Origin of the sequence: Sphingomonas sp., from assembly GCF_004799495.1 — a bacterium.
Classification (GTDB): domain Bacteria; phylum Pseudomonadota; class Alphaproteobacteria; order Sphingomonadales; family Sphingomonadaceae; genus Sphingomonas.
The window spans coordinates 174,138-197,318 of the sequence record NZ_SSMY01000002.1 but is presented as its reverse complement, the minus strand read 5'-3'; the positions used below and the strand labels follow the sequence as shown (position 1 = coordinate 197,318).

Genomic DNA, 23,181 nt, shown 5'->3' with positions numbered 1-23,181 from the left:
GGCGGATGGTCAAGCTAAGGCCGGATTTAGTCCGCCCAGGCGGCGTCGTCCAAATGGAGTTCGGCCCCCGGCCGCGTGCCCCAATCGTCGACCTTGGGCCGTCCGGCGAGCCACAATTTGCGGTGCGACGGCGCCTGGAGGAGCGCCTGCCCGAGCGCGGTGTCGGCGGATCGGAACGCCATCGCCTTCAGGCTGCAGCCATCGTCGCCCGCCATGATCGCGCGGACATGGCCGTTGCCGACGACGTCGACCTTGATCGGGCGGAACGGCCCCGCGACGACGCGTGGGCTCGGCCAGCCCATGCCATAGGGGCCGCCGCCGTCGATCGTCTCGCACAGATCGGGCGTTACCCCGCCGGGCGCGAGCAGCGCGTCGACCAGTAGCGCGCGATCGGCGGTCGACCGCGCAACGGCGGCGGCCAAACGTTTTTCGAGGAAGGCTGCGAACTCGGCCAGCTGGTCCTCGGCGATGGTCAGCCCCGCCGCCATCGCATGCCCGCCGCCCGCGACGAGCAGCCCGGCTTCCTTCGCGGCGAGCACCGCCGCCCCGAGATCGACACCGGCAATCGAGCGCCCCGATCCCTTGCCGACACCATGCTCGTCGATCGCGACGACCAGCACGGGGATGCCGAGCCGCTCCTTCAGCCGTCCGGCGACGATCCCGATCACGCCGGGATGCCAGCCCTTGCCCGCCACCACCGCGACGGCTTGGCCGCAGGGTTGGCTTTCGGCTTCCTGTTGAACTGTCGCCTCGATCGCGCGGCGCTCCTCATTCAACCGATCGAGTTCGGCGGCGATGGTCCGCGCCTCGTGCGCGTCGTCGGTGGTCAGCAGTCGCACGCCCAGATCGGCGCGACCGACGCGCCCGCCAGCATTGATCCGCGGCCCGAGCGCGAAGCCCAGATCGCTGCATGTCGGCGCGCGCGTCAGCCGCGCGGCTTCGGCGAGCGCGGCCAGTCCGACGTTGCGGCGCTGCGCCATGACCTTGAGTCCCTGCGCGACGAACGCGCGGTTGAGACCCTTTAGTTGCGCGACATCGGCGACCGTTCCCAGCGCGACGAGATCGAGCAGATCGAGCAATTTGGGTTCGTCGCGACCGGCAAAGAAATCGCGCTGGCGCAACTCCCGCAGCAAGGCCGCGCCAAGCAGGAACGCGACGCCGACCGCGGCAAGGTGACCATGCCGCTTGCCCTCCGTTTCGTCGAGTCGGTTGGGATTCACCAGCGCGAGCGCATGGGGCAGGGCGGTCGCGCATTGGTGGTGGTCGACGACGATCACATCGACCCCGGTCTCGCGCGCCATGTCGAGTGCCTCGAACGCCTGCGCGCCGCAATCGACGGTGACGATCAGGTTCGCGCCGCCCGCGGCGATTCGCACCAGCGCCTCGCCCGACGGGCCATACCCCTCCATCAATCGGTCGGGGATATAGGCCTGCGGGTCGAGCCCGAGCCCGCGCAGCAGCCGGATCATCAGCGCGGCCGAGGTCGCGCCATCGACGTCGTAATCGCCGAACACGGTGACCGCCTCGCCCGCCCGCACCGCGTCGGCGAGCCGCGCCGCCGCCTTGTCCATGTCGTTGAAGATCGATGGGTCGGGCATGAAGCCGCGGATGCTGGGGCTACGGTTGGCGTCGAGATCGTCGCGCCCCACGCCACGCGACAGGAGCAATTGCGTGACCAGATCGTCGGGCCGGAACCCCGGATCGCGTGCATCGGCGGCAAGCGCGCGCCAGCGCCATGGTTGGCCGAGGATCGATTGGGTGATGTTGAGGACGGTGTCGGTCATGCCAGGCTGCGAGCCTTAAGCGCGCCGCGGCGAATCCGCCAGCATGCCGGTCAGTTCAGCAGCCACGTCCCTTCGCGGAACCACTTGGTGATGATGTATTTGACGCCCTCGACCACCGGCATGCCCTCGTGCAGCGTCAGCGTGTTCGGGCTGCCATCCGCATTCATGTTGTTCCACGCGAGCAGCAGCCCGCGACGCGGCGCGACGCGCAGGCCCGCTTCGGGGAACCACGTCGCCCCGCCTTCCGCCACATCGTTCAGATAGATCATCGCGGTCCAGGTGCGCTGGCCGCCGGTGCGCTTCATCTCGGGCCAGTATTTCTGATTCTGGTGGAAGAAATCGTGGTGCGCGCGGAATTGCTGGCCGGGGGCGTAGCGTTGCCCCTGCATCGTTTCCCCCGACGAGGCCGGGATGCCGAGCAGGTCGGCGATCGCGGTGTCGATCGGCAGCACGTCGGGCGAATAACGGTCCATGTCGCAGCTTTCGCTGGTGCGGAAACCGTAATCCTCCTCGGCCGGGCGGTCGGACAACAGGGTCGAGGGGCGGCGGTTGCCGTCGATGACCTTGATCAGCGTGTCGCACTGCGCAGGCGTGAGGAAGTCGAGATAATAATAGGCCTGCGCCGCGCCGACCAGGGCAGGCTGGACGCGAGGGTTCGCCTCAAGCCGCGCGGCGACACTTTGGCCGATACGGGCGCGGTCCCTGGACGGGCCGCCGGCGGTGATGGTCTTTCTTGTGCCTAGCATCGCGGTTTTCTTCGCGGGTCCGCCGAAAAAGGCAAGGGCCCGGCGATAAATCGCCGAGCCCCGACCCTCACGTGACGACTTTAGTAGAAGATGTCGTAGACCACATCGACGACTTCGCCGGAGTAGATGTCCACCAGCAGCGCGTCGTTGTAGTAGCGCACCCAGCGATACTCGCCATACGCGTCGGGCAGGCGGTAATCGTACGGATCGTCGATCCAGTAGCTCTGGCTGAAGAGCACCTGGTCGAGGAAGAAGCCGACCGAGAAGCGGCGATAACCGTAGTTCCACCCATATGGCGCGTAATAGCGCGGCAGGCGGAAGGCGTTGCGGTTCGACGACCGGTAGCGCTGCCAGTCATACTGGTTGCTGCCGCGCCAGTTGCGGTTCCACTGCCCGCCATTGTCGCGGTCATAGCCGCGGGCACGCGCATCGCCGCTGAAGCTGCCGCCGTTCCAGCGGTTGCCGCCGCTGTACGCACGGTCGCGGTTGGCCCGCGCTTGCGCTTCGGCCTGGGCACGCGCCTGGTCGTTGTTGAAACCGCCGTTCACGCCGCCGTTGCGGCCGCGCCAGCCACCGTTATTGGCGTCGCCGCCACGGTTGCCCCAGCCGCCCCGGGCTCGCGCATTGGCCTGAGCCTGAGCCTGGGCTTGCGCCTGAGCCTGCGCTTGCGCATCGAAGCCGCCGCCGTTGTTGCGACCGGCCCAGCCGCCGTTGCCGCCGTTCCCGCGATTGCCACGCCATTCGGTGCGTGGTGCCGGCGCGGGCGCGGGCGCAGGGGCCGGCGCCGGAGTCGCGGCGGTGCCGCCATTGTCGCGGCCACGCCATCCGCCGCCATTATTGCCGCGTGGCTGGCTCGCGCTCGAATCGCCACCGCGATGACCGCGCCAGTCGCCACGGTCCTGTGCCGATGCCGCCGCCGGGACGATCGCCGCCGCCGCCGCCATCAGGCCGAGAAGAAAAGTCTTATGCATTCCCGTCACTCCATCCGCCGGCGCACAAGCCGGCCCTACGATGACGCCGTTGTGCCCGAGTCGCGCTGACACGTTCCTGAATTCACCCGTCAGCAAATTGAAAGGATTGCCGTATCGAACGGTCCTAAGTTCACAAAGTTCACACTCGCACAGCGATCTGGGCGAATTGCGCCGGGTTCGGGTCCGCGAAGCCCCCGGGACGCGACACCAGGGCGACAGGGGCGCGACAGTCGCGCGCCAATGTCGCCACCGCGACGCGCCCATCCCGCGACGGCGACGCCACGGCGAAGCGACATCTACCTGCCGGGGTCCATGCGGCGGGGCAGGCTGAAGTTCTGGTTTGTCGAACCGATCATCGGTCGGAGTAGATCAGACGAAATCCTACATTGATAGTCTCGTCGGAGCGCCGGCTGGACAAGCGATGCGGACTACGGCGTCGGCGTCAGCGCGGGAACGACGCGCGCGGCATCCGACGGGTCAACGCCCGGACGCGGCGTCGCGACCGTCTCCTCGCCGCGCTGGATGCGGCCGGCACGCTGGATCGCCTCGACCAGCCGCGGGTAAATGCCACAGCGGCAGATGTTGGTGATGCCGTTGCGGATATCGTCCTCGTTCGGCCGCGGATTGGCCTTAAGCAAGGCGGCCGCCGCCATCACCATGCCGGGGATGCAGAACCCGCACTGGCTGACATTCTCGGCCAGAAAGGCGACCTGGATCGGATGGCTGCGGTCGTGCGACAGCCCTTCGATCGTCGTGACGAAGCTGCCCTCGATCGACCCGATCGGGACCAGGCAGCTCTTGCGCGCATTGCCGTCGACGTCGACGATGCACGCGCCGCAATGCCCCGTGCCGCAGCCGTATTTGGTGCCGGTCAGGTTCGAGGCGTCGCGCAGCGCGAACAGCAGCGGCGTCGCCGGGTCCATGCGATACTCGACCGGCTGGTTGTTGACGGTGAATTTGGTCACGGGAGGCGGCATAAGCGGAAACGGCGCGTTTCCGCCAGCGGCATTGTCGCGGGCGAGGGGCGTGGCGATATCCCGTCCATGACACTTCCTGCACTCTTTCTCCCGCACGGCGGCGGCCCGTGCTTCTTCATGGACCCGCAAGGCGGTCCGTCAGATCCGATGTGGCAACCGATGGAGTCCTACCTCGCCGGGCTGATCGACAGCCTGCCCGAGCGGCCCAAGGCGATCCTGCTCGTCTCGGGCCATTGGGAAGAGGACGAGATCACCCTGCATGTCGGCGAGCGGCCGCCGCTGTTGTTCGATTATTACGGCTTCCCGGAGCATACCTATCGCCTGCGTTGGGATGCTCCGGGAGCGCCGGAGGTCGCGCGCCGCGCCGCCGGATTACTGCGCGATGCCGGGTTCTCCACGCGTGAGGAAAGCGAGCGCGGCTGGGATCACGGCGTGTTCGTGCCGATGAAGATCGCGGTGCCCGGTGCCGACATTCCGCTCGCGCAGATGTCGCTGCGCGCCGACCTCGACCCGGCCGATCACATCGCCATCGGCCGCGCGCTCGCGCCGCTTCGCGACGACGGCGTGCTGATCGTCGGATCGGGGATGAGCTTCCACAATCTGCGGGTCCGTGGGCCGGCTGCGGTCGCGCCGAGCGCCGAATGGGACGCCGCGCTGACCGGTGCGGTGACGGATCCCGACCCGGTGCGCCGCGCCGGACGCGTCATCGATTGGGCGAGCCTGCCCAATGCCCGTTTCGCTCACCCGCGCGAAGAACATCTGCTGCCGCTGATGGTCGCGCTCGGCGCGGGTGGCGATGACCTGGCGGTGCGCGACCACCATAGCAACGTCCTCGGCTGGGCCGTCTCGGGTTACCGCTTCGGCTGACCTTTTTCCCGATTGCCGCGGCGTCCAAGCTGCGCCACAACAGCTGAAACCGGTTTCAAATCCGGGGCTTCGGGGAGTGATGCCATGGTGATGGATACGAGCGCGGCCACGTCGACCAATCCGGAAACGCTCGATGCCACGCACGAAGGGATCAACGCGCCGGACCTGCAAGTGTTCGTGTTCGCGCTGTTCTTCATCTTCGGCGGCATCACCAGCCTGAACGACGTCATCATCCCGAAGCTGAAGGAGCTGTTCACGCTCAACTTCTTCCAGGCATCGTTGGTCCAGGTTTGGTTTTTCATCGCCTATGCGGTGGTCGGCATACCTGGTGCGCGCCTGGTCAAGCGGATCGGGTATATGCGCGGCGCGGTGGCGGGGCTCGTCACGATGATTCTCGGCTGCCTGCTGTTCATCCCGGCCAGCCAGACGGCGACGTTCGGCGTGTTCCTGCTTGCCTATTTCGTGCTCGCGACAGGTGTGGTGCTCGTCCAGATCGTCGCCAATCCGTTGATCAGCCTGCTCGGCCCGCCGCGCACCGCGCACAGCCGCCTGACCTTCGCGCAAGCGTTCAATTCGCTCGGCACGACGATCTTTCCGTATTTCGGGGCGATCCTGATTCTCGGCGGGCTGGCGACGGTCGCCGCGAAGGACCTGTCGGGGCCGGCGCTCGACGCCTATCGCACGCAGGAATCGCAGGCGATCGTCCATGGCTATCTGGGCGTGGCCGCCGCGCTCGCGGTGGTCGCGGCCGTGGTATGGTTGTTCCGCAACCGCCTAAAGGGCGAGCGGCACGAAGCGTCGAGTCTCGCGCAGGGCCTCGCGCTGCTCAAGCGCACGCGGTTCGGGTTCGGCGCGCTGTGCATCTTCCTCTATGTCGGTGCGGAGGTGGCGATCGGCAGCTTCCTCGTCAGCTATCTCATCCAATCGGACGTGCTCGGGCTGTCGCAGCAGGCGGGTGGCAAGCTGATCCCCTTCTATTGGGGTGGTGCGTTGCTCGGACGGTTCGTCGGATCGGCGGTCTTGCGGTTCGTCAGCCCGGGCAAGGTGCTGGCGTTCAACGCGGTCGGCGCGATCGTGCTGATCGTCGTCTCGATCAACACCGTCGGCACGATTTCCGGTTATTCGCTGCTGGCGGTCGGACTGATGAATTCGATCATGTTCCCGACGATCTTCACACTGGCGTGCGAGAAGCTCGGTCGCCGCGCGGCGGACGGATCGGGGATCATCAACGTTGCGATCGCGGGTGGCGCGGTCATTCCCGCGCTGTACGGCACGCTCGCCGACCATTCGAGCTTGCGGATGGCGTTGGCCCTGCCGATCGTCTGTTACGTGATAATCGCCGCGTTCGGGATCTACGCGCGCCGGCCCGCGGAGGATTACGCCGACGCCTAGTCCGGCTGCGCCTCGCCCAACCGAGGCGCAAAGCGTCCCAACGCGAGGTCGGCGTCGGAGAAGCGGATCGGGGTGCGCAGCCCGTCGAGCCGCTTGCCCTTGATCACCATGCCGCGCGCCTGGACTTGCTGGTCGGTGAGCGCTTGCTCGACCGTGTTGATCGGGCCAACGGGCACGCCGACCGCTTCGAGTTTGAACAGCAAGTCGTCGCGTTCAAATCGCCGTGTTGCCTCGCGGATCGCGGCGAACAGTGGCTCGCGGTGGACGATCCGGCCGGCGTTGGTCGCCCAGCGCTCCTCGGGCGCGATCCCGACCACGCCGCAGAAGCGCTGGAACTGCCCGTCATTCCCGACCGCGAGGATGAACCACCCGTCGCTCGTCGGAAAAACCGCATAGGGCGACACGTTCATGTGCGCGTTGCCGACGCGCGGCGGGGTGACGCCGCTCGCGAAATAATTCGCCGCCTGGTTGGCGAGCACGCCGGTCATCGTGTCGAGCAGACTCATGTCGATCTGCTGGCCGCGCCCCGTCTGCTCGCGCTGAATCAGCGCCGCCTGGATGCCGATCACCGAATAGAGCCCGGTCGCGATGTCCGCCATCGCCACGCCGATCTTCTGCGGCGCGCCGTCGGGCTCGCCGGTCAGGTCCATGATCCCGCCCATGCCCTGGATGATGAAGTCGTAGCCGGGGCGCGCGGCATACGGCCCGTCCTGCCCGAAGCCGGTGATCGAGCAATAGATCAGCCGCGGGTTGAGCGCCGACAGAGTGGCGTAATCGAGCCCGTATTTGGCGAGCCCGCCGACCTTGAAATTCTCGATCAGCACGTCGCTGTCGGTGGCGAGGCGGCGGACTTCGGCTTGGCCGTCGGGCGTGGTGAAGTCGATGACAACCGACGACTTCCCGCGGTTGCACGCGTGGTAATAGGCCGCGTCCTTCGTCCCGTCGGGATTCTCGATGAACGGCGGCCCCCAGGTTCGCGTGTCGTCGCCCGCCGGGCTTTCGACCTTGGTCACCTCGGCACCGAGATCCGCCAGCACCTGCCCCGCCCACGGCCCCGCCAGGATGCGGGCCAGTTCGAGGACTTTTAAACCATCAAGCGGAGCCTTCTTTTTCACGTCATTCCCGCGAAAGCGGGAACCCATCTTCCGCGCCCTGCCAAGAACACACCGTCGGTGATGGGCCCCCGCTTTCGCGGGGGTGACGGTGGGGAATCAAAACGCGGCGATCCCGGTGATCGCGCGGCCGACGATCAGCGCGTGGACGTCGTGCGCGCCCTCGTAGGTGTTGACCGTCTCCAGGTTCATCAGGTGCCGCATCACCTGATACTCCCCGCTGATCCCGTTGCCGCCGTGCATGTCGCGCGCGTCGCGGGCGATGGTCAACGCCTTGCCGACATTGTTGCGCTTGACGATCGAGATCATCTCCGGCGCGAATTTGCCTTCGTCCATCAGCCGCCCGACACGGAGCGACGCCTGAAGCCCGAGCGCGATCTCGGTCTCCATGTCGGCGAGCTTCTTCTGGTAGAGCTGGCGCCCGGCGAGCGGCGTGCCGAACTGCTTGCGGTCCAAGCCATATTGCCGCGCGGCGTGCATACAGAATTCGGCCGCTCCCATGCTGCCCCAGCTAATCCCATAGCGCGCGCGATTGAGGCAGCCGAACGGGCCCTTCAGCCCCTGCACCTCGGGCAGCAGCGCGTCTTCGCCGACCTCGACCTCGTCCATCAGCACCATGCCGGTGATCGACGCGCGCAGCGACAATTTGCCCTCGATCTTGGGCGTCGCCAGCCCCTTCATACCCTTTTCGAGCACGAATCCGCGAATCCCGCCGCCGTGCGCGTCGGACTTCGCCCAGATGACGAACACGTCGGCGATCGGCGAGTTGCTGATCCACGTCTTCGCGCCCGACAGCGAATAGCCGGTCGCGGTCTTGGTCGCCTTGGTCGTCATGCTGCCGGGATCGGAGCCGGCATCGGGCTCGGTTAGCCCGAACGCGCCGATCCACTCGCCGGTCGCGAGCTTGGGGAGGTATTTGCGCCGCTGCTCCTCCGATCCGTATTCGTAGATCGGGAACATCACGAGGCTCGACTGCACCGACATCATCGAGCGATAGCCGCTGTCGATCCGCTCGACCTCGCGCGCGACAAGGCCGTAGGCGACGTAGCTCGCGCCGACCCCGCCATACTCCTCCGGGATCGTCGGCCCGAGCAGCCCGAGCTCGCCCATCTCGCGGAAGATCGCCGGGTCGCTGGTCTCGTTGGCGAAGGCGTCGATCACGCGCGGGGCGAGCTTGTCCTGCGCGTAGGCGCGCGCGGTGTCGCGCACCATCCGCTCGTCCTCGGTCAGCTGATCCTCGAGCAGGAAGGGGTCCGCCCAGTCGAAATGCGCCATGCCGGCCATTCACGTTCTCCTTGCGCGTCGCATTGCCGCGCCGCGCGGCTTGCGGCAAGGAAAAGCGATGAGCGATTTCCGCCCCCGGCGCAGCGCGCTGTTCCTGCCCGCGAGCAACGCGCGCGCGATCGAGAAGGCGCGGGGCTTGGCGGCGGACGTAGTGATCCTCGACCTGGAGGATGCCGTCGCGCCCGAGGCGAAGGGCGAGGCGCGGGCGGCGGCGGTCGCGGCCGCGGGCGAGGGGTTCGGGGAGCGCGAGCTGGTCGTGCGCGCCAACGCGATCGACAGCCAATGGGGCGCGGACGATCTCGCGGCGCTCAACGGAGTCGCGACGACGATCCTGGTACCCAAGGTGCGCAACGCCGACGATGTCGCGCTGTACCGCAGCCGCCTGGTCGCCGATACGGCACTGTGGGTGATGATCGAGACGTGCGAGGCGCTTGGCCGGTTGCAGGGCATCGCCAAGGCTGGGGCGACGGCGCTCGTGCTCGGCGTCAACGACCTCGCGCTCGAACTCGGCGCGCGGCCGGGGGCGGAGCAGGCGTGGCTCACACCGGTCCAGACGATGGTCCTCGCGGCAGCGCGGTCGCGCGGGTTGGTCGCGCTCGACGGCGTGTGCAACGATTTTACCGACGATACCCGGCTGCAGACCGAATGCGACGCGGCGGCGGCGATGGGGTATGACGGCAAGTCGCTGATCCACCCGCGCCAGATCGACATCTGCAACGCCGCCTTCTCGCCGAGCGCCGACGAGGTCGCCTGGGCGACCAAGGTCCGCGACGCGTTCGCCGGGGGCGACGGCGGCGTGATCCAGGTCGGCGGGAAGATGGTTGAAGCGCTGCATCTGGCGCAGGCCGAGCGCATTCTGGGGATGGCGCGATAATGTTTGGTGGTGCTCAACCCACTTACGCCTCCCCGGCGAAGGCCGGGGTCCAGCATCGGGCCGCTCGTAACTGGACCCCGGCCTTCGCCGGGGAAGCGTGCAAAGAAGAAGCGCCATGTCATTAATCGCGGGGGTCGAACTCGGCGGGACCAAGTGCCTGTGCGTGCTCGCGCGCGACGGGACGATCGTGGAACATGCGCGCGTCCACACGACCGATCCCGCGACGACGATGGCCGGGATCGAGGCGGCGCTCGACGGCTGGCGCGGGTTCGATGCGATCGGAATCGCGAGCTTCGGGCCGGTCGGGATCGACCCGCACGCCGCCAATTACGGCCACATCACCGCGACGACCAAGCCCGGCTGGGCCGATACCGATGTCGCCGGGCGGCTCCAGCGGCGCTTTGGCGTGCCGACCGGGTTCCATACCGACGTGGTCGGCGCGGGGCTGGCCGAGGGCGAATGCGGCGCGGCGAAGGGTCTCGCCGATCACGCCTACATCACGATCGGCACCGGGATCGGCGTCGGGCTGATCGCGGGCGGCAAGCCGGTGGTCGGGATGACGCACCAGGAACTCGGTCACGTGCGCCCCGTCCGGATGGCAGGCGACGATTGGCCGGGAATCTGCAGCTTCCACGGCGATTGCGTCGAGGGGCTCGCGTCGGGTCCCGCGATCAAGGCGCGCGCGGGCGTCAGCGCCGACCAGATCGCGCAAGCTTCGCCGATCTGGCCGCAAGTCGCGCACCCGATCGCGCAGCTCTGCCATACCCTCGTCCTGACCGGCATTCCGCGGCGGATCGTGTTCGGCGGCGGCGTGTCGCTCGGCGTCGCATGGTTGCTGCCGATGGTGCGGTGCATGCTCGACGCGAGCCTCGGTGCCTATGGCGACCGTTCGCTGCTCGGCGACCTCGACAACTATATCGTTCCCGCAGCATTGGGCGCGGAAGCCGGGCCGCTCGGCGCAATCCTCCTCGGCCAGCACGCGCTCGATGCTCAATCGTTTACGCCGCTTTAACTAACTCCGCTTACGCCCCGACAAGGACATTGGGGCGTCGTGTGCGCTCCGCCAATGAAGGGGTGGTTTGGTGCGCATTCTGATCGTCGATGACGAGCCCGCGATGCACGATTCCTATCGGCGCTGCTTCGCGCCGAAGGACACGTCGAGCGCCGACGCGCTGAGCGGGATGGCGGCCGAACTGTTCGGCGACGACGCGCCGACCGCGCCGTGCGACGACGACGGCGAGACGGTCCAGTTCGACGCCGTGCATTGCCTGCAGGGCCTAGACGCCGTGGCCGAAGTCGAGGCCGCGATTGCGCAAGGATCGCCGTTCGCGGTCGCGTTCATCGACGTGCGCATGCCGCCGGGGATCGACGGCAAGGAAACCGCGACGCGCATCCGCGCGCTCGACCCCAACATCAACCTCGTCATCGTCACCGGCTTTTCCGATTTCTCGCCGATCGAGATTTCGCGAGCCGCGGGACCGGCGGACAAGATCTTCTACATCGCCAAGCCGTTCGAGATCGCCGAGGTCGTCCAGACCGCGAGCGCGCTTGGGCATCGCTGGCGCGCCGACCGCGATCTCGCGGCGGCGATGGCCAAGCTGCATGAGCAATCGGCCGAGCTGGCCGCGAACGAATCGAAGGCGCTCCATCTCGCGACGCACGACTCGCTGACCGAGGCGCCCAACCGGCTCGCGTTCGTCAAGGCGCTGACCGACAAGGTGCGTGGCGGCGGGATGTTCGCCTGCGCGATGGTCGATCTCGACCGGTTCAAGCTGGTCAACGACACGCTCGGGCATCTCGCCGGCGACGAACTGATCCGCGCGATCTGCGGCATCTTGCAGGCCAATGTCCCCGAGGGCGCGATCGTCGCGCGGCTGGGCGGGGACGAGTTTGGCGTGCTGTTCGACACCGCTGGCGAGCAAGCCGCGGTGATGGCGTGCGACCGCATGGTGGCGTCGTGCGCGACCAGCTTCCGCATCCTCGGCCATTCGGTCCACGGCGCCGCATCGGTCGGCGTCGTCGTCATCTCAGGCGAGGACGACCGCGACCCGGTCGATGTCATGCGCCGCGCCGATCTCGCGCTCAACGACGCCAAGAAATCGGGCCGCGGGGTGGTCCGCGCGTTCGACGAATCGATGGACGAGTCGGTCCGCTTCCGCCGCCGGATCGAAGGCGGCCTGGGCCAAGCGATCTCCAACGGCGAACTGAGCCTGGCATACCAGCCGATCGTCACGGGCGACGCGATGGAGGTTGTCGGGTTCGAGGCGTTATTGCGCTGGCGAACCGAGGAATTCGGGCCGATCAGCCCCGCGCTCTTCATCCCGATCGCCGAAGAATCGAACCTGATCCACGAGCTGGGCGACTGGGTGCTCGACGAAGCGCTCAAGGTGCTGCCCGAGTGGCCCGGCCAGTATGTGTCCGTCAACTTTTCGCCGCGCCAGTTCCGCCGCCAGAATTTCGTCGGCTACGTTATGGAGCGCGTCCAGCGCGCCGGGATCGCCCCCAGCCGGGTGCAGATCGAGATCACCGAGACCGCGATCTTCGACAATGCCGAACGCGCTGCGGAGACGCTCTACAAGCTGCGCCAGATGGGCTTCCGCATCGCGCTGGACGATTTCGGCACGGGCTATTCGTCGCTCTATAACATCCGCAAGTTCGCGCTCGATTGCCTGAAGATCGACAAGAGCTTCATCGACGGCATGGGCCGCGAGCGCGAAAGCGCGGCGATCGTCCAGTCGATCGTTCACCTCGGCAAGGCGCTCGGGCTGGGCGTGGTCGCTGAAGGCGTCGAGACCGAGGGGCAAGTCCAGGCGCTGCGCGTCGCGGGCGCGAGCCATTTGCAGGGCTATTATTTCTCGCGGCCGGTGCCCGCGGCGGACGCCAAGGTCATGGCCGACCAGCGCTTCATCGGCGGCGAGGACGATCTCGACGGCGACGAATTCGCGATCCATGCGGGCAACGGGACCGACGGCTGATGGTCCCGGTCCGCGCCGCACCCGCGCGCGGCCGTAAGCGCGCCCGGGCGTCGTCGCTCGGCGGCAAGCTGCTGGTCATCCTTGCCGGCGTTGGGCTGATCGGGTCGATCGCGCTCACCCTGTTGCTCGCCGCGGTCATCACGCCCAATTTCAACGCACTCGAACGTCAGTCGATCGACGGGCACGTCCAGCGCACCCGCGCCGCGCTGAGCGAATTCGCCGGCAAGGTGGAAAGCTCGGTCAGCGACTATGGCGACTGGAACTCGAGCTACGATTATATCGAAAAGCCAAGCAAGGCGTTCGAGGAGGAAAGCTTCTCGCCGCTCGCGATGGGCAATCTCGACGTCGACGGCATGGCCTATCTGCGCCCCGACCGCAGTCTGGTGATCGCGCGCTGGATCGATCCGGCGAGCAAGATCGAGAATGAAGGGTTGCGCGATGCGATGGTCGCCGCGATGCGCGCCGCGCCGCTCGATGCGGTGATGAAGGCGAGCAAATCGGGCCACTCGGGCAGCTTCTTCGTCCGCCTCGGCAACATCGTCGCCGCGGCCGGGGTCGCGCAGGTCAGGAAAAGCGACGGTGGCGGGACCCCGCGCGGCTATGTCGTGATGGTCCGGCGGATCAATTCGCAGCAGTTGAGCGGGCTGCTGCAAGTGGCAGCGAAGCTCGATCTTGCGGGAAGCGGCGCCTTGGTCACGACCAGCAGCAACACGATGCAGATCGCGGTGCCGATCGCGGGCGCCGACGGCAAGCCCGTCGCCGCCGCCAGCTTCACCGTGCCGCGCGACGTCTCGCTGCTCGGCCGCCATATGCTGTGGCTCGCGGTGCTCGGCTCGACAATCCTGCTCGCGATCGTGCTCGCCGTGCTCAGCCGGATGATCACGCGGCTCGTGCTCAAGCCGCTCGGCCGGGTCGAGGGGCATATGCAGCGCGTGCGCGATTCGGGATCGCTGAGCGTGCTGGAGGACGATGCCAAGCGGCAGGACGAGATCGCCAGCCTCGGCCGCAGCTTCAATTCGATGCTGGTCCAGCTCAAGGACCTGCGCGAGCAGGTCGAGGTGCAGAGCTTCGCGCTCGGCCGCTCCGAAAGCGCGGTCGCGGTGATGCACAACGTCCGCAACGCGCTGAACCCCGTTTCGACGATCCTGAGCGCCGGGATCGGCCAGGCGCCGCCGGTCGATCGTGCGACGCTCGACAAGGTGCTGGCCGAGCTCGCGCGCGACGACGTGCCGAGCGAGCGCCGTGCCAAGCTCGCCGCCTTCGCCGCCGCCGCGGTCGAGGCCGAGGACAAACAGCGCGCCGAACGTCGCGACCAGCTTCAGGTCGGCCGTGACGCGATGCGCCAGGTGCTCGAGATCATCGGCGCGCAACAGCAGCTCGCGCACGAACGCCCGCCGCTCGACGAATGCGACGCGACCCAGATCATCGCACAGAACGCGACGATCGCGCGCCATTCGGGCGACGGCGCATCGATCATGTTCAGCTTCCCCGCGAAGCCGCACCCGGTGCTCGCCAACCGGCTGTTGCTCAGCCAGGTTGTCGGCAATCTCTTCTCCAACGCGGCGGAGGCGATCGTCGCGGCGGGCGGATCGGGCAACATCACCGTGACGATCGCCGACACCGCGGACGGCCATGTCGAGATCGCGATCCGCGATACGGGGGAGGGGTTCGATCCGGACGACGTGCCCAACTTGTTCCAGCGCGGCTTTTCCACGCGCGCGCACAAATCGGGCGGGCTGGGTCTCCACTGGTGCGCCAATTCGATGACCGCGATGGAAGGGTCGCTCAGCCTCGACAGCGACGGGGCGGGGTTGGGGGCGGTCGCGCGGCTGGTGCTGAAGGCGCCGGAGCGGCAGCCATCGGAGCTGGCGGCCTAGCCTCTAAGGTCAGCCGAGGCGGAGGCCGTTGATCCGCACCTGATCCAACCGCAAATCCCGCGTGTGTGCGATCGTATCGGGCACCGTCGCGGTGCCGACCGTGATGTCGCGCAACAGCACGTCCTGCACCGGGGCTTGCGACACGCCGACGATGCTGAGCGCCTGGCCGGTATCGGCGCAACTCACGCGTTCGACCGTGAAGCCGCGATAGGTCGGCGGCGCCTTGCCGTGCCGGCCGCCGTGATAGTCGGTGGTGATGTCGATCAGCTTGTCGCTGCGCCGGACCTTCAGGTCGCGGACGTACACCTGTTCGACCATCCCGCCGCGCTCGAGGTTGCCCTTGATATAGACCGCCTGCTTGGCGCGATGGACGTAGAGCCGCTCGGCGAAGACGTTCGCGGCACCCCCCGACATCTCGCTACCGATCGCGATCGCGCCGGCGACATTGGTCGACATTTCGCAATCGCGGATCACGACGTTGCGCGTCGGCCGCGCCACGCGCCAGCCATCCCGGTCGCGCCCCGACTTGATCGCGATACAGTCGTCCGACACGTCGAAGCGGCAATGCTCGATCAGCACGTCTTCGCACGAATCGGGGTCGACCCCGTCCGAATTGAGGTGCTTGCTCACGACGGTCACGTTGCGGATCGTGATGTTGCGCGAATAGACCGGGTGGATCGTCCAGAACGGCGAGTCGATGAAGCGTGGCCCGTCGATCAGCACGTTGTCGCAGTGGAAGAACTGCACGAACGGCGGGCGCAGGAAATGGCCGTCGCCGAACCGCCGATCGTCGACCGGCACGCCGTCGGCACCCATGCGGCGCAGTTCCGCCTTGTCGCCCTTTTGCCGGCCGCGCCATTGGCGGAACCCCGCGCCGCCCTGGCCGTCGAGCGTACCCGGCCCGGTGACCGCGACATTCTGGCAATCGTGCGCGTAGATCAGCGGGGACAGGCCGTTGACCTCGGTCCCTTCCCACCGCGTCGGCACGATCGGCAGCTCGATCTCGCCCGGCTTTCCGAACCGCAGCGTCGCGCCACGTTCGAGGTGGAGCTCGACGTTCGATTTCAGGTGCACCGGCCCGTTCATCCGCCACAGTCCGGCCGGGACGACCACGCGCCCGCCCCCCGCCGCCGCGCAGGCGTCGATCGCCGCGGCGACCGCGGTGTGCGCGGACGCGTCGGTAACGGCACCGTAATCGGTGATGGCGAAGCTCGCGACCGGGAAGACCGGCGGCTGGATCCGCGCGACGATAGCGCGCGCCACCGCCCAATCGTCGGTCGCCGCTTCCTTGGTTTGGGCGCTTGCCCGGCCAGCCGCGGCAATCGCCAATGTGCTCGCCACGAAGGCGCGCCGATCGATCATTGAGTCCCCCCGGACCAATATTAGCTTCGGTTGAGTGACGGCGTAAATGGTGGCGACCCGCACCGTTCCGCGAAAATATTACGCCGCGCGGTCGCGGCTCAAACTATCCTTTCGCCGTAGATAGGGTGCCACTAGGTTCCTCGACCTGAACCATTCCTGACGCTCAGGCGTCAGCGTCGCGAAATTGCCGATCACGCGGCGGCAGTCGGGGCTGCGGCACTGGCAGATCATGTGCCAGTTCGATTCGGCGAGCGTGGTCGAATAGTCCCACGTCACTTCCTCGCCCGCCGCGATGTTACGAATTGCGACCAGATAGACGCCGCTGTCGGTGAAGCGCAGCCCCGCATTGGGCGCGCAGCTATGGTTGACTAGATCGTCGATCCGCCCCGACGGCCCCATATAATGTTCGGGCGTGACCTGGACGAAGCGGTCCGATTGCCCGCGCGTCAGGCTGGGCACGCGCGCGGCGCGGAAGCGGCGGCCGGTGAATTCGATCAGGCGATCGCCCTCGATGAAGGGCTGGGCGGCGAACACCGCCTTGCCGAGATGGCTCTCGCCGACCTTGAACAGATTGGCGGGGGTGCGCAGCGCGTCCAGCACGAAGAAACGCCCGTTACGATAGCCGATCGAGCGCAACGGGTTGATCGTCGCCAGCCCGACGAGGAACCACACGCTGGCGTGGCACACCAGTTCGACGAGGATATAGGCGTACTCGCCGACCGGGCTTCCCGGCGTGCGCGTCGCGACGAGCAACGTAGCGAGATCACCAACGGTCCATAGCCCCCAGGCGGGGGAGCGCTCGCGGTTGCGGTCGGCCGCAACACTCGCCCAGGTCGGCCAGAAGCTGACGGGGACGGCGGCGACCACCAGCATGTGCGCCCAGAAAGCGTCGCGAAACATCGCCCAGATCGCGAGCGCGGAGAGACTCGCGCCGATGCAAAATGCCTCGGTCCGGGTCGGCAGGCTCCACGCCGAGCGCCGCCACAGCGCGATCGTGATCGCGGCGCACGCGACCATCGCGAACAGGAAGATCCAGCGTTGCGGGCCGTCGGGATTGACCGCGGCATAGGTGAACGCCTCGACCGCGGTCGCCGCGGACCAGATCAGCCACGACGCGCGATTGGGCTCGACTAGGTTGCGGCGCAGCCCTGCGAGGTACGTCGCATAGCCCGCCAAACTCGCGGCGAGCGCCACCAGGAACCACGCTTGGACCATCCACCCCCGCACGCTGCGCGACCGTCGCGCAACGATTCATTTACCATGATATGGTGAATCCGTCCATCTAAACCCTTGGAATCGCTATGAGTCCGCTAACCCGCTGACTTTGGATTCTTTTCTTTGATTATGGTCGCCCTCGCTGCCGCTCGGGAGTTTTTCGGGCGAACGTCCCCCGGACGTTCGCGTCATCCGAAAAACTGGTCGGGAAGAGAGGATTCGAACCTCCGGCCCCTGCCTCCCGAAGGCAGTGCTCTACCAGGCTGAGCTACTCCCCGACGGAGTGACGGACGGGCGAAATTTCGCGGCCGGCCGCTGCTTGGAGGCGCGCCTATAGCCAGCACGCCGAGTCGGTGCAAGCCTAGCGTCGCGCCGCCAACATCGCGTCGATCGAGGTGAACTTTTCGCGTGGTGATCCCGCGCGCGCAGCGGCGATTTCGGCGGCCTCGATCTTCTGCCAGTCGCGGAAGGTAACGACGTCGGTGCCGCGTTCGCCGAGCAGCGCATCGAGCCCGGGGCGGCCCGCTTTGCCACTGCCGTCGGCAGTATCGGCGGCGATATGCTCGGCGATCAGGAAGCCGTCGGGGCGGTTGGTGCCGATCGTGCCGGTCGGCCCGCGCCGCGCCCAGCCGACCGCGTAAAGGCCGGGGCCGATCCTTCCTTCATCGTTGGCGAAGCGGCCGAGCTTCGCGTCGTACGGCACGCCCTCGATCGGCGGGGTGCGGTAGCCGATGCAGCTGACGACCAAGGCCGCCGGGATCGCGTAGGTCTCGCCAGTGCCCCGCGCGCCGCCGTCGGGGGTCAGCGCGGTGCGCTCGACGATGACGCGCTCGACCTTGCCGTCGCCTTCGATCGCCACCGGCATGGCGAAGAAATCGAACTTGATCCTGAGCGTCTTGCCGGGCTCCTCGCGATGTTCGGCGAAGCTACGAAGATGAGATACGGACTTACGCAGCCCGGGTTCGAGCAGAGCGTCTTCCGCCTCCGGCGGCAGATGCTCCGGTTCAACGATCGGAAAGCCGCGCGCAAGGTGACCGAGTTCGCCCAGCTCTTTTGGAGTCATCGCAATTTGATGAGGGCCGCGCCGGGCCAATATTCTGATGGTACCGATGCCATGTCGCCCAAGCGCATTGAGCGCATGGCCGACAATATCCGAACCTTCGAACTCGGTCGGCGTCTTCGCCAGGATCCGCGCGACGTCGAGCGCGACGTTGCCCGCGCCGACGACGACCGCTCCGGGTCCGGCCAGGACGGGCGCGAGATCGGCGAAATCGGGATGGCCGTTATACCAACCGACGAACGCCGCCGAGCCGATCACGCCGGGCAGATCGTCGCCGGGGATGCCGAGTGGGCGGTCATTGGGCGCGCCGGTCGCCATCACCACCGCGTCGTACAGATCGAGCAGCTCGGGGATGCTCACGTCCTTGCCGACCGTCACGTTGCCGACGAAGCGCACATTGTCCGACAGCGCGGTCGCCTCGTAGCGGCGACTGACACCCTTGATCGACTGGTGATCGGGCGCGACCCCGGTGCGGATCAGGCCGTAGGGCACGGGCAGGCGGTCGATGATGTCCACCCGCACGGCGTCACCAAACTGTTTCTGGCACGCTTCGGCGGTGTAATAGCCCGCCGGTCCCGACCCGATGATAGCGACGTGGCGCATGGCCCCTCCTGCCGTTTGGCCGGGGAGCCTAGCGCCACGTCACGCCAAGGCAAGCGGACGCTAAGCGCCGCCGAGCTGCCGCACCAGCTTGGAGTAAGCGTCGAGATAGGCGAGCACGATGACCTGGCCGATCTGCGTGTTCTGGTACCCGCCGCCGCCGACCGACGAGAAGCCGCTCCACCAGCTCGCGCTGGTCGCGGCGCTGAACCCGACATCGGTCTTGCGGTAATAGCCCTCGACCACCGATTCCTCGGTCGTGCGCGAGTTGACGACGGAGAGCGTGACGTTGGCCTCGCCCTTCTTGATGTTGATGCCGCCGGCGATCGCGCCGAACACGCCGCCGCGCCGGCCGAGCAGACTGCCCACCGCACCGCCGATATTGTTGCCGCCCGAATTGTCGTTCGACGACACGATGTCGGGCTCGAGGAAGAAGTCCGCCGCGCGGACCTGGCCCTTGCCCATGTTCGATCCGCGCTGCATCTCGCCGCTGTCGGCCATCGCACGCTCCATCGCGCGGCTCTGCATCGACCGGCCGCGGTTGACGAGCGTGAAGCAGCCCGATTGCTGGACGAACACCTTGAGCACCGCTTCGGGGCTGCCGAGGTTGTAGTTGACCCACCATTGCTTGTCGGGCTCGACGATTGCGATCGTCCCGATCGGCCGCGCGCAATGCGGCATTTCGGCCATGCCGCGTTCCTGCGCCTTGCGCCCCGACGACTGGTCGCCGCCCGCCATCGCCGGCGTCGCGAGCACGAACGCCGCCGCCGCCACCACCATCATCACCTTCCGCATGCAGACCTCCCTTTTTCCCTCTGGTGCAGCGCATTTATCAGCGGTGGGGAGGCCCATTATAGGCGATTTGCGTCATGGCTCTCGACCCCGGCCCGCCGACCTTGCTACGACCGGTCCATGACGTCGCTCGGCATCGTGCGCGAATTCCTGAGCGAGATGTCGCCGCTCGAGGGCGTCGCGGCGCTGCTGGTGCTGATCAACGTCTGGCTGGTCGCGCGGCGCAGCATCTGGAACTATGCGTTCGGGATCGTCGGGGTGGCGATCTACGGCTGGGTGTTCTTCCACGCCAAGCTCTACAGCGACATGCTGTTGCAGGTCTTCTTCCTCGTGGTGCAGCTCTACGGATTGCACCAGTGGCGCCGGTCGCAGGCCCAGGCCGGCGAGGTGGTGGTCGAACGACTAACCGTGGCCACGCGGTTCGCGGGGGGCGCCGGTATCCTTGTCGCGATCGCGCTGTGGGGTTGGCTGATGCATCGCTTCACCGACGCGTCGTTCCCATGGTGGGATGCGAGCGTCGCGATGACCAGCGTCGCGGCACAAATCCTGATGTCGGTCCGGAAACTGGAGAATTGGTGGCTGTGGATCGTCGCCAATGTGCTGTCGATCGGGCTTTATGCGGCAAAGGCGTTGTGGATCACGACGGCGCTCTACGTGGTCCTGCTCGGGCTCGCGATTTGGGGACTGGCGCGCTGGCAGGCGGCGCGGCATTAATCTGGGTTATGAAACTCCGCTCGATCTGCCTGCACGGGCCCGAGAGCACGGGCAAGTCGACGATGGCGCCCGAACTCGCGCGGCATTTCGGGTCGGCATGCGTGGTCGAATACGGGCGCACCTATACCGAGGCGTTCGGGACGGGCTGGACGATGGCCGACCTGGTCGCGATCGCGCAGGCGCACGATGCCCAGACGCGCTCGGCGATCGCCAGCGGGCGCACGCCGGTGATCCTCGACACCGACCCGCTGATGACGCAGGTCTGGGCGGAAATGCTCTACGGCAAGCACGATCCATGGTTCGACAGCTGGACCGGGACCGCCGACCTCTACCTGCTGTTCGACATCGACTTGCCCTGGGTCGAGGACGGCACGCGGATGTTCGGTTCGACCGAACGCCGCCAGAAGTTCTTCGACCTGTCGAAAGAAGTGCTTGAACGCCGCGGCGTGCGCTGGGCGATGGTGAGCGGGGCGGGCGAGGCGCGATACTTGGGGGCGCTGAAGGCGATCCTGGGGACCGAGAAGGCGATGGGCGGAAGCTGACCCTTTTGCGTTTGGCGTGGCGCCTGCTATCCGCGCGCGCACAATGACCACCCCACTCGACAAAATCCGCAATTTCTCGATCATCGCGCATATCGATCACGGCAAGTCGACGCTCGCCGACCGGCTGATCCAGCGCACCGGCGGGCTGTCCGAGCGCGAGATGTCGGCGCAGGTGCTCGACAATATGGACATCGAGAAAGAGCGCGGGATCACGATCAAGGCGCAGACCGTGCGCCTCGAATGGAAGGGCTATGAGCTCAACCTGATGGACACGCCGGGCCACGTCGACTTCGCCTACGAAGTGTCGCGCAGCCTGGCGGCGTGCGAAGGCGCGCTGCTCGTGGTCGATGCGGCGCAGGGGGTCGAGGCGCAGACGCTCGCCAACGTCTACCAGTCGATCGAGCACGACCATGAGATCGTGCCCGTGATCAACAAGATCGACCTGCCCGCCGCCGAGCCGGAGAAAGTCCGCGCGGAAATTGAGGAAGTGATCGGGCTCGACGCGTCGAACGCGATCCTGTCGAGCGCCAAGTCGGGGATCGGTATCGACGAAATCCTCGACGCGGTGGTCGAGCGCATTCCGGCGCCGAAGGGTGACGCGACCGCGCCGCTCAAGGCAATGCTGGTCGACAGCTGGTACGACCCGTATCTCGGCGTCGTCATCCTCGTGCGCGTGATCGACGGCGTGCTCAAAAAGGGCCAGCTGGTCACCTTCATGCAGGCGGGGACGCAGCATCTGGTCGACCGCGTCGGCTGTTTCCGCCCCAAGATCGAGCAGCTGACCGAGCTGGCGCCGGGCGAGATCGGCTTCATCACCGCGCAGATCAAGGACGTGGCGCAGGCGCGCGTGGGCGATACGCTGACCGACGCGAAGCGCCCGGCGACCGCCGCGCTCCCCGGGTTCAAGGAAGTTCAGCCGGTGGTGTTCTGCGGGCTGTTCCCGGTCGATGCCAACGACTTCGAGAAGCTTCGTGAGAGCATCTCCAAGCTGCGCCTCAACGACGCGAGCTTCAGCTTCGAGATGGAGACCAGCGCGGCGCTCGGCTTCGGCTTCCGCTGCGGGTTCCTCGGGCTGCTGCATCTGGAGATCATCCAGGAACGCCTCACGCGCGAATACGATCTCGACCTGATCACCACCGCGCCGTCGGTGGTGTATCAGATCGAGCTGACCCACGGCGGCGGGCATATCGAGCTGCACAACCCCGCCGACATGCCCGAGCCCAACAAGATCGAGAGCATCGCCGAGCCGTGGATCGAGGCGACGATCTACGTCCCCGATGAATATCTCGGCTCGATCCTCAAGCTGTGCCAGGACCGGCGCGGGATCCAGAAGAATTTGACCTATGTCGGCGGCCGCGCGCAGGCGACCTACGAGCTGCCGCTCAACGAAGTGGTGTTCGATTTCTACGACCGGCTGAAATCGCTGTCGAAGGGTTATGCGAGCTTCGACTATCATCAGATCGGCTATCGCGACGGCGACCTGGTCAAGATGGGCATCCTGGTCAACGAAGAGCCGGTCGACGCGCTGAGCATGATCGTGCACCGCGGCTCGGCCGAAACGCGCGGGCGCGGCATGGTCGAGCGGCTCAAGCAACTGATCCCGCGCCACCTGTTCAAGATCCCGATCCAGGCGGCGATCGGCGGCAAGGTGATCGCCCGCGAGACGATCAGCGCGATGCGCAAGGATGTGACCGCGAAATGCTACGGCGGCGACGCGACGCGCAAGCGCAAGCTGCTCGACAAGCAGAAGAAGGGCAAGGCGAAGATGCGCGAATACGGGAGCGTGAGCATCCCGCAGGAGGCGTTCATTGCGGCGTTGCGGATGGGGGATGACGCCTGAGGCTAAGGAGGAGATTGCGGGAGCAATCGCCGAGTTGGACGAAGACCAGCGTCGCGCCGACCGGCGGCCGATCGAACTCGTCCTCGACCGTATCGTTCGGCGACGCGGCTTTGCCGCGGTCATGAATATGCCTCGACTGCCGCCGTTTGCGGGCGCGCGACGCGTTCTGACAAGCGACATGTCAGAGCCGTGTGCGA

The 23,181-nt window shown here is 67.0% G+C and carries 19 protein-coding genes and 1 tRNA gene; 9 read left to right on the top strand and 11 right to left on the bottom strand.

The window, feature by feature from the left end; genetic code table 11:
• Positions 1-26 precede the first annotated feature (26 nt).
• The 4 genes from recJ to E7773_RS02140 all read right to left on the bottom strand — a co-directional run bounded on the left by recJ (position 27) and on the right by E7773_RS02140 (position 4,466).
• Positions 27-1,784, bottom strand: a complete 1,758-nt coding sequence (gene recJ, locus E7773_RS02155; protein ID WP_293987508.1) for a single-stranded-DNA-specific exonuclease RecJ — start codon at positions 1,782-1,784, stop codon at positions 27-29.
• Between the two features lie 50 nt (positions 1,785-1,834).
• The gene (locus E7773_RS02150) at positions 1,835-2,530 is read right to left on the bottom strand and encodes a 2OG-Fe(II) oxygenase (RefSeq protein ID WP_293987506.1); all 696 of its coding nucleotides are present in this window, start codon (positions 2,528-2,530) and stop codon (positions 1,835-1,837) included.
• An 80-nt stretch (positions 2,531-2,610) separates the two neighbouring features.
• Positions 2,611-3,501 (bottom strand): RcnB family protein, encoded by an 891-nt coding sequence (locus E7773_RS02145; RefSeq protein ID WP_293987504.1) that lies wholly within the window; start codon positions 3,499-3,501, stop codon positions 2,611-2,613.
• Positions 3,502-3,929: 428 nt separating this feature from the next.
• Complete coding sequence (locus E7773_RS02140; RefSeq protein ID WP_293987503.1) at positions 3,930-4,466, bottom strand: (2Fe-2S)-binding protein; 537 nt, start codon at positions 4,464-4,466, stop codon at positions 3,930-3,932.
• A gap of 78 nt (positions 4,467-4,544) precedes the next feature.
• Here E7773_RS02140 and E7773_RS02135 point away from each other — a divergent pair, with 78 nt between their 5' ends.
• Positions 4,545-5,345 carry a class III extradiol ring-cleavage dioxygenase gene (locus tag E7773_RS02135; RefSeq protein WP_293987502.1) on the top strand — a complete coding sequence of 267 codons (801 nt, stop codon included), beginning with the start codon at positions 4,545-4,547 and terminating at the stop codon, positions 5,343-5,345.
• A 90-nt stretch (positions 5,346-5,435) separates the two neighbouring features.
• On the top strand, positions 5,436-6,737 hold the full coding sequence (locus tag E7773_RS02130; RefSeq protein WP_293988207.1) for a sugar MFS transporter: 1,302 nt from the start codon (positions 5,436-5,438) through the stop codon (positions 6,735-6,737).
• On the opposite strand, the gene E7773_RS02125 is transcribed toward E7773_RS02130, so the two are convergent.
• Together E7773_RS02125 and E7773_RS02120 are read right to left on the bottom strand one after the other, a co-directional pair.
• Positions 6,734-7,852 (bottom strand): CaiB/BaiF CoA-transferase family protein, encoded by a 1,119-nt coding sequence (locus E7773_RS02125; RefSeq protein WP_293987500.1) that lies wholly within the window; start codon positions 7,850-7,852, stop codon positions 6,734-6,736. The genes E7773_RS02130 and E7773_RS02125 overlap by 4 nt on opposite strands.
• Positions 7,853-7,948: 96 nt before the next feature.
• On the bottom strand, positions 7,949-9,133 hold the full coding sequence (locus E7773_RS02120) for an acyl-CoA dehydrogenase (protein WP_293987497.1): 1,185 nt from the start codon (positions 9,131-9,133) through the stop codon (positions 7,949-7,951).
• Positions 9,134-9,191: 58 nt separating this feature from the next.
• Here E7773_RS02120 and E7773_RS02115 point away from each other — a divergent pair, with 58 nt between their 5' ends.
• The 4 genes from E7773_RS02115 to E7773_RS02100 all read left to right on the top strand — a co-directional run bounded on the left by E7773_RS02115 (position 9,192) and on the right by E7773_RS02100 (position 14,859).
• A complete protein-coding gene (locus tag E7773_RS02115) occupies positions 9,192-10,007 on the top strand; it encodes a CoA ester lyase (RefSeq protein WP_293987495.1) in 816 nt (271 codons plus the stop codon).
• Between the two features lie 115 nt (positions 10,008-10,122).
• Positions 10,123-11,019 carry an ROK family protein gene (locus tag E7773_RS02110; RefSeq protein ID WP_293987493.1) on the top strand — a complete coding sequence of 299 codons (897 nt, stop codon included), beginning with the start codon at positions 10,123-10,125 and terminating at the stop codon, positions 11,017-11,019.
• 70 nt (positions 11,020-11,089) lie between these two features.
• Positions 11,090-12,982: a GGDEF domain-containing response regulator gene (locus tag E7773_RS02105; RefSeq protein ID WP_293987491.1), complete on the top strand. Its 1,893-nt coding sequence runs from the start codon at positions 11,090-11,092 to the stop codon at positions 12,980-12,982.
• Positions 12,982-14,859 (top strand): CHASE4 domain-containing protein, encoded by a 1,878-nt coding sequence (locus E7773_RS02100; RefSeq protein WP_293987490.1) that lies wholly within the window; start codon positions 12,982-12,984, stop codon positions 14,857-14,859. Before E7773_RS02105 ends, E7773_RS02100 begins: the two co-directional genes overlap by 1 nt.
• Positions 14,860-14,868: 9 nt before the next feature.
• Here the strand turns inward: E7773_RS02100 and E7773_RS02095 are convergent, their stop codons facing one another.
• From E7773_RS02095 to E7773_RS02075, 5 genes are all read right to left on the bottom strand, one after another.
• Positions 14,869-16,221: a glycosyl hydrolase family 28 protein gene (locus E7773_RS02095; protein WP_293987489.1), complete on the bottom strand. Its 1,353-nt coding sequence runs from the start codon at positions 16,219-16,221 to the stop codon at positions 14,869-14,871.
• A gap of 78 nt (positions 16,222-16,299) precedes the next feature.
• Positions 16,300-17,448 carry an SET domain-containing protein gene (locus E7773_RS02090; RefSeq protein WP_293987487.1) on the bottom strand — a complete coding sequence of 383 codons (1,149 nt, stop codon included), beginning with the start codon at positions 17,446-17,448 and terminating at the stop codon, positions 16,300-16,302.
• 189 nt (positions 17,449-17,637) lie between these two features.
• A tRNA-Pro gene (locus tag E7773_RS02085) sits at positions 17,638-17,714 on the bottom strand.
• Positions 17,715-17,797: 83 nt separating this feature from the next.
• Positions 17,798-19,099, bottom strand: coding sequence for an FAD-dependent oxidoreductase (locus E7773_RS02080; RefSeq protein WP_293987484.1), 1,302 nt, complete (start codon positions 19,097-19,099; stop codon positions 17,798-17,800).
• A gap of 60 nt (positions 19,100-19,159) precedes the next feature.
• The gene (locus E7773_RS02075; protein WP_293987482.1) at positions 19,160-19,891 is read right to left on the bottom strand and encodes a CsgG/HfaB family protein; all 732 of its coding nucleotides are present in this window, start codon (positions 19,889-19,891) and stop codon (positions 19,160-19,162) included.
• A gap of 117 nt (positions 19,892-20,008) precedes the next feature.
• Here E7773_RS02075 and pnuC point away from each other — a divergent pair, with 117 nt between their 5' ends.
• The 3 genes from pnuC to lepA are packed head-to-tail and all read left to right on the top strand — an operon-like array spanning position 20,009 to position 22,984.
• Positions 20,009-20,602, top strand: coding sequence for a nicotinamide riboside transporter PnuC (gene pnuC / locus E7773_RS02070; protein WP_293987480.1), 594 nt, complete (start codon positions 20,009-20,011; stop codon positions 20,600-20,602).
• Positions 20,603-20,610: 8 nt separating this feature from the next.
• Positions 20,611-21,144: an AAA family ATPase gene (locus E7773_RS02065; RefSeq protein ID WP_293987478.1), complete on the top strand. Its 534-nt coding sequence runs from the start codon at positions 20,611-20,613 to the stop codon at positions 21,142-21,144.
• Between the two features lie 43 nt (positions 21,145-21,187).
• Positions 21,188-22,984, top strand: coding sequence for a translation elongation factor 4 (lepA, locus tag E7773_RS02060; RefSeq protein WP_293987476.1), 1,797 nt, complete (start codon positions 21,188-21,190; stop codon positions 22,982-22,984).
• Positions 22,985-23,181: the final 197 nt, after the last annotated feature.

Bases quoted from the DNA above. Each gene is read 5' to 3' on its own strand.
- E7773_RS02120 (WP_293987497.1), bottom strand. From the start codon at position 9,133: ATGGCCGGCATGGCGCATTTCGACTGGGCGGACCCCTTCCTGCTCGAG.
- E7773_RS02110 (WP_293987493.1), top strand. From the start codon at position 10,123: ATGTCATTAATCGCGGGGGTCGAACTCGGCGGGACCAAGTGCCTGTGC.
- E7773_RS02135 (WP_293987502.1), top strand. From the start codon at position 4,545: ATGACACTTCCTGCACTCTTTCTCCCGCACGGCGGCGGCCCGTGCTTC.
- E7773_RS02145 (WP_293987504.1), bottom strand. From the start codon at position 3,501: ATGCATAAGACTTTTCTTCTCGGCCTGATGGCGGCGGCGGCGGCGATC.
- E7773_RS02150 (WP_293987506.1), bottom strand. From the start codon at position 2,530: ATGCTAGGCACAAGAAAGACCATCACCGCCGGCGGCCCGTCCAGGGAC.
- E7773_RS02075 (WP_293987482.1), bottom strand. From the start codon at position 19,891: ATGCGGAAGGTGATGATGGTGGTGGCGGCGGCGGCGTTCGTGCTCGCG.
- E7773_RS02100 (WP_293987490.1), top strand. From the start codon at position 12,982: ATGGTCCCGGTCCGCGCCGCACCCGCGCGCGGCCGTAAGCGCGCCCGG.
- E7773_RS02115 (WP_293987495.1), top strand. From the start codon at position 9,192: ATGAGCGATTTCCGCCCCCGGCGCAGCGCGCTGTTCCTGCCCGCGAGC.
- pnuC (WP_293987480.1), top strand. From the start codon at position 20,009: ATGACGTCGCTCGGCATCGTGCGCGAATTCCTGAGCGAGATGTCGCCG.
- E7773_RS02080 (WP_293987484.1), bottom strand. From the start codon at position 19,099: ATGCGCCACGTCGCTATCATCGGGTCGGGACCGGCGGGCTATTACACC.
- lepA (WP_293987476.1), top strand. From the start codon at position 21,188: ATGACCACCCCACTCGACAAAATCCGCAATTTCTCGATCATCGCGCAT.
- recJ (WP_293987508.1), bottom strand. From the start codon at position 1,784: ATGACCGACACCGTCCTCAACATCACCCAATCGATCCTCGGCCAACCA.
- E7773_RS02095 (WP_293987489.1), bottom strand. From the start codon at position 16,221: ATGATCGATCGGCGCGCCTTCGTGGCGAGCACATTGGCGATTGCCGCG.
- E7773_RS02065 (WP_293987478.1), top strand. From the start codon at position 20,611: ATGAAACTCCGCTCGATCTGCCTGCACGGGCCCGAGAGCACGGGCAAG.
- E7773_RS02130 (WP_293988207.1), top strand. From the start codon at position 5,436: ATGGATACGAGCGCGGCCACGTCGACCAATCCGGAAACGCTCGATGCC.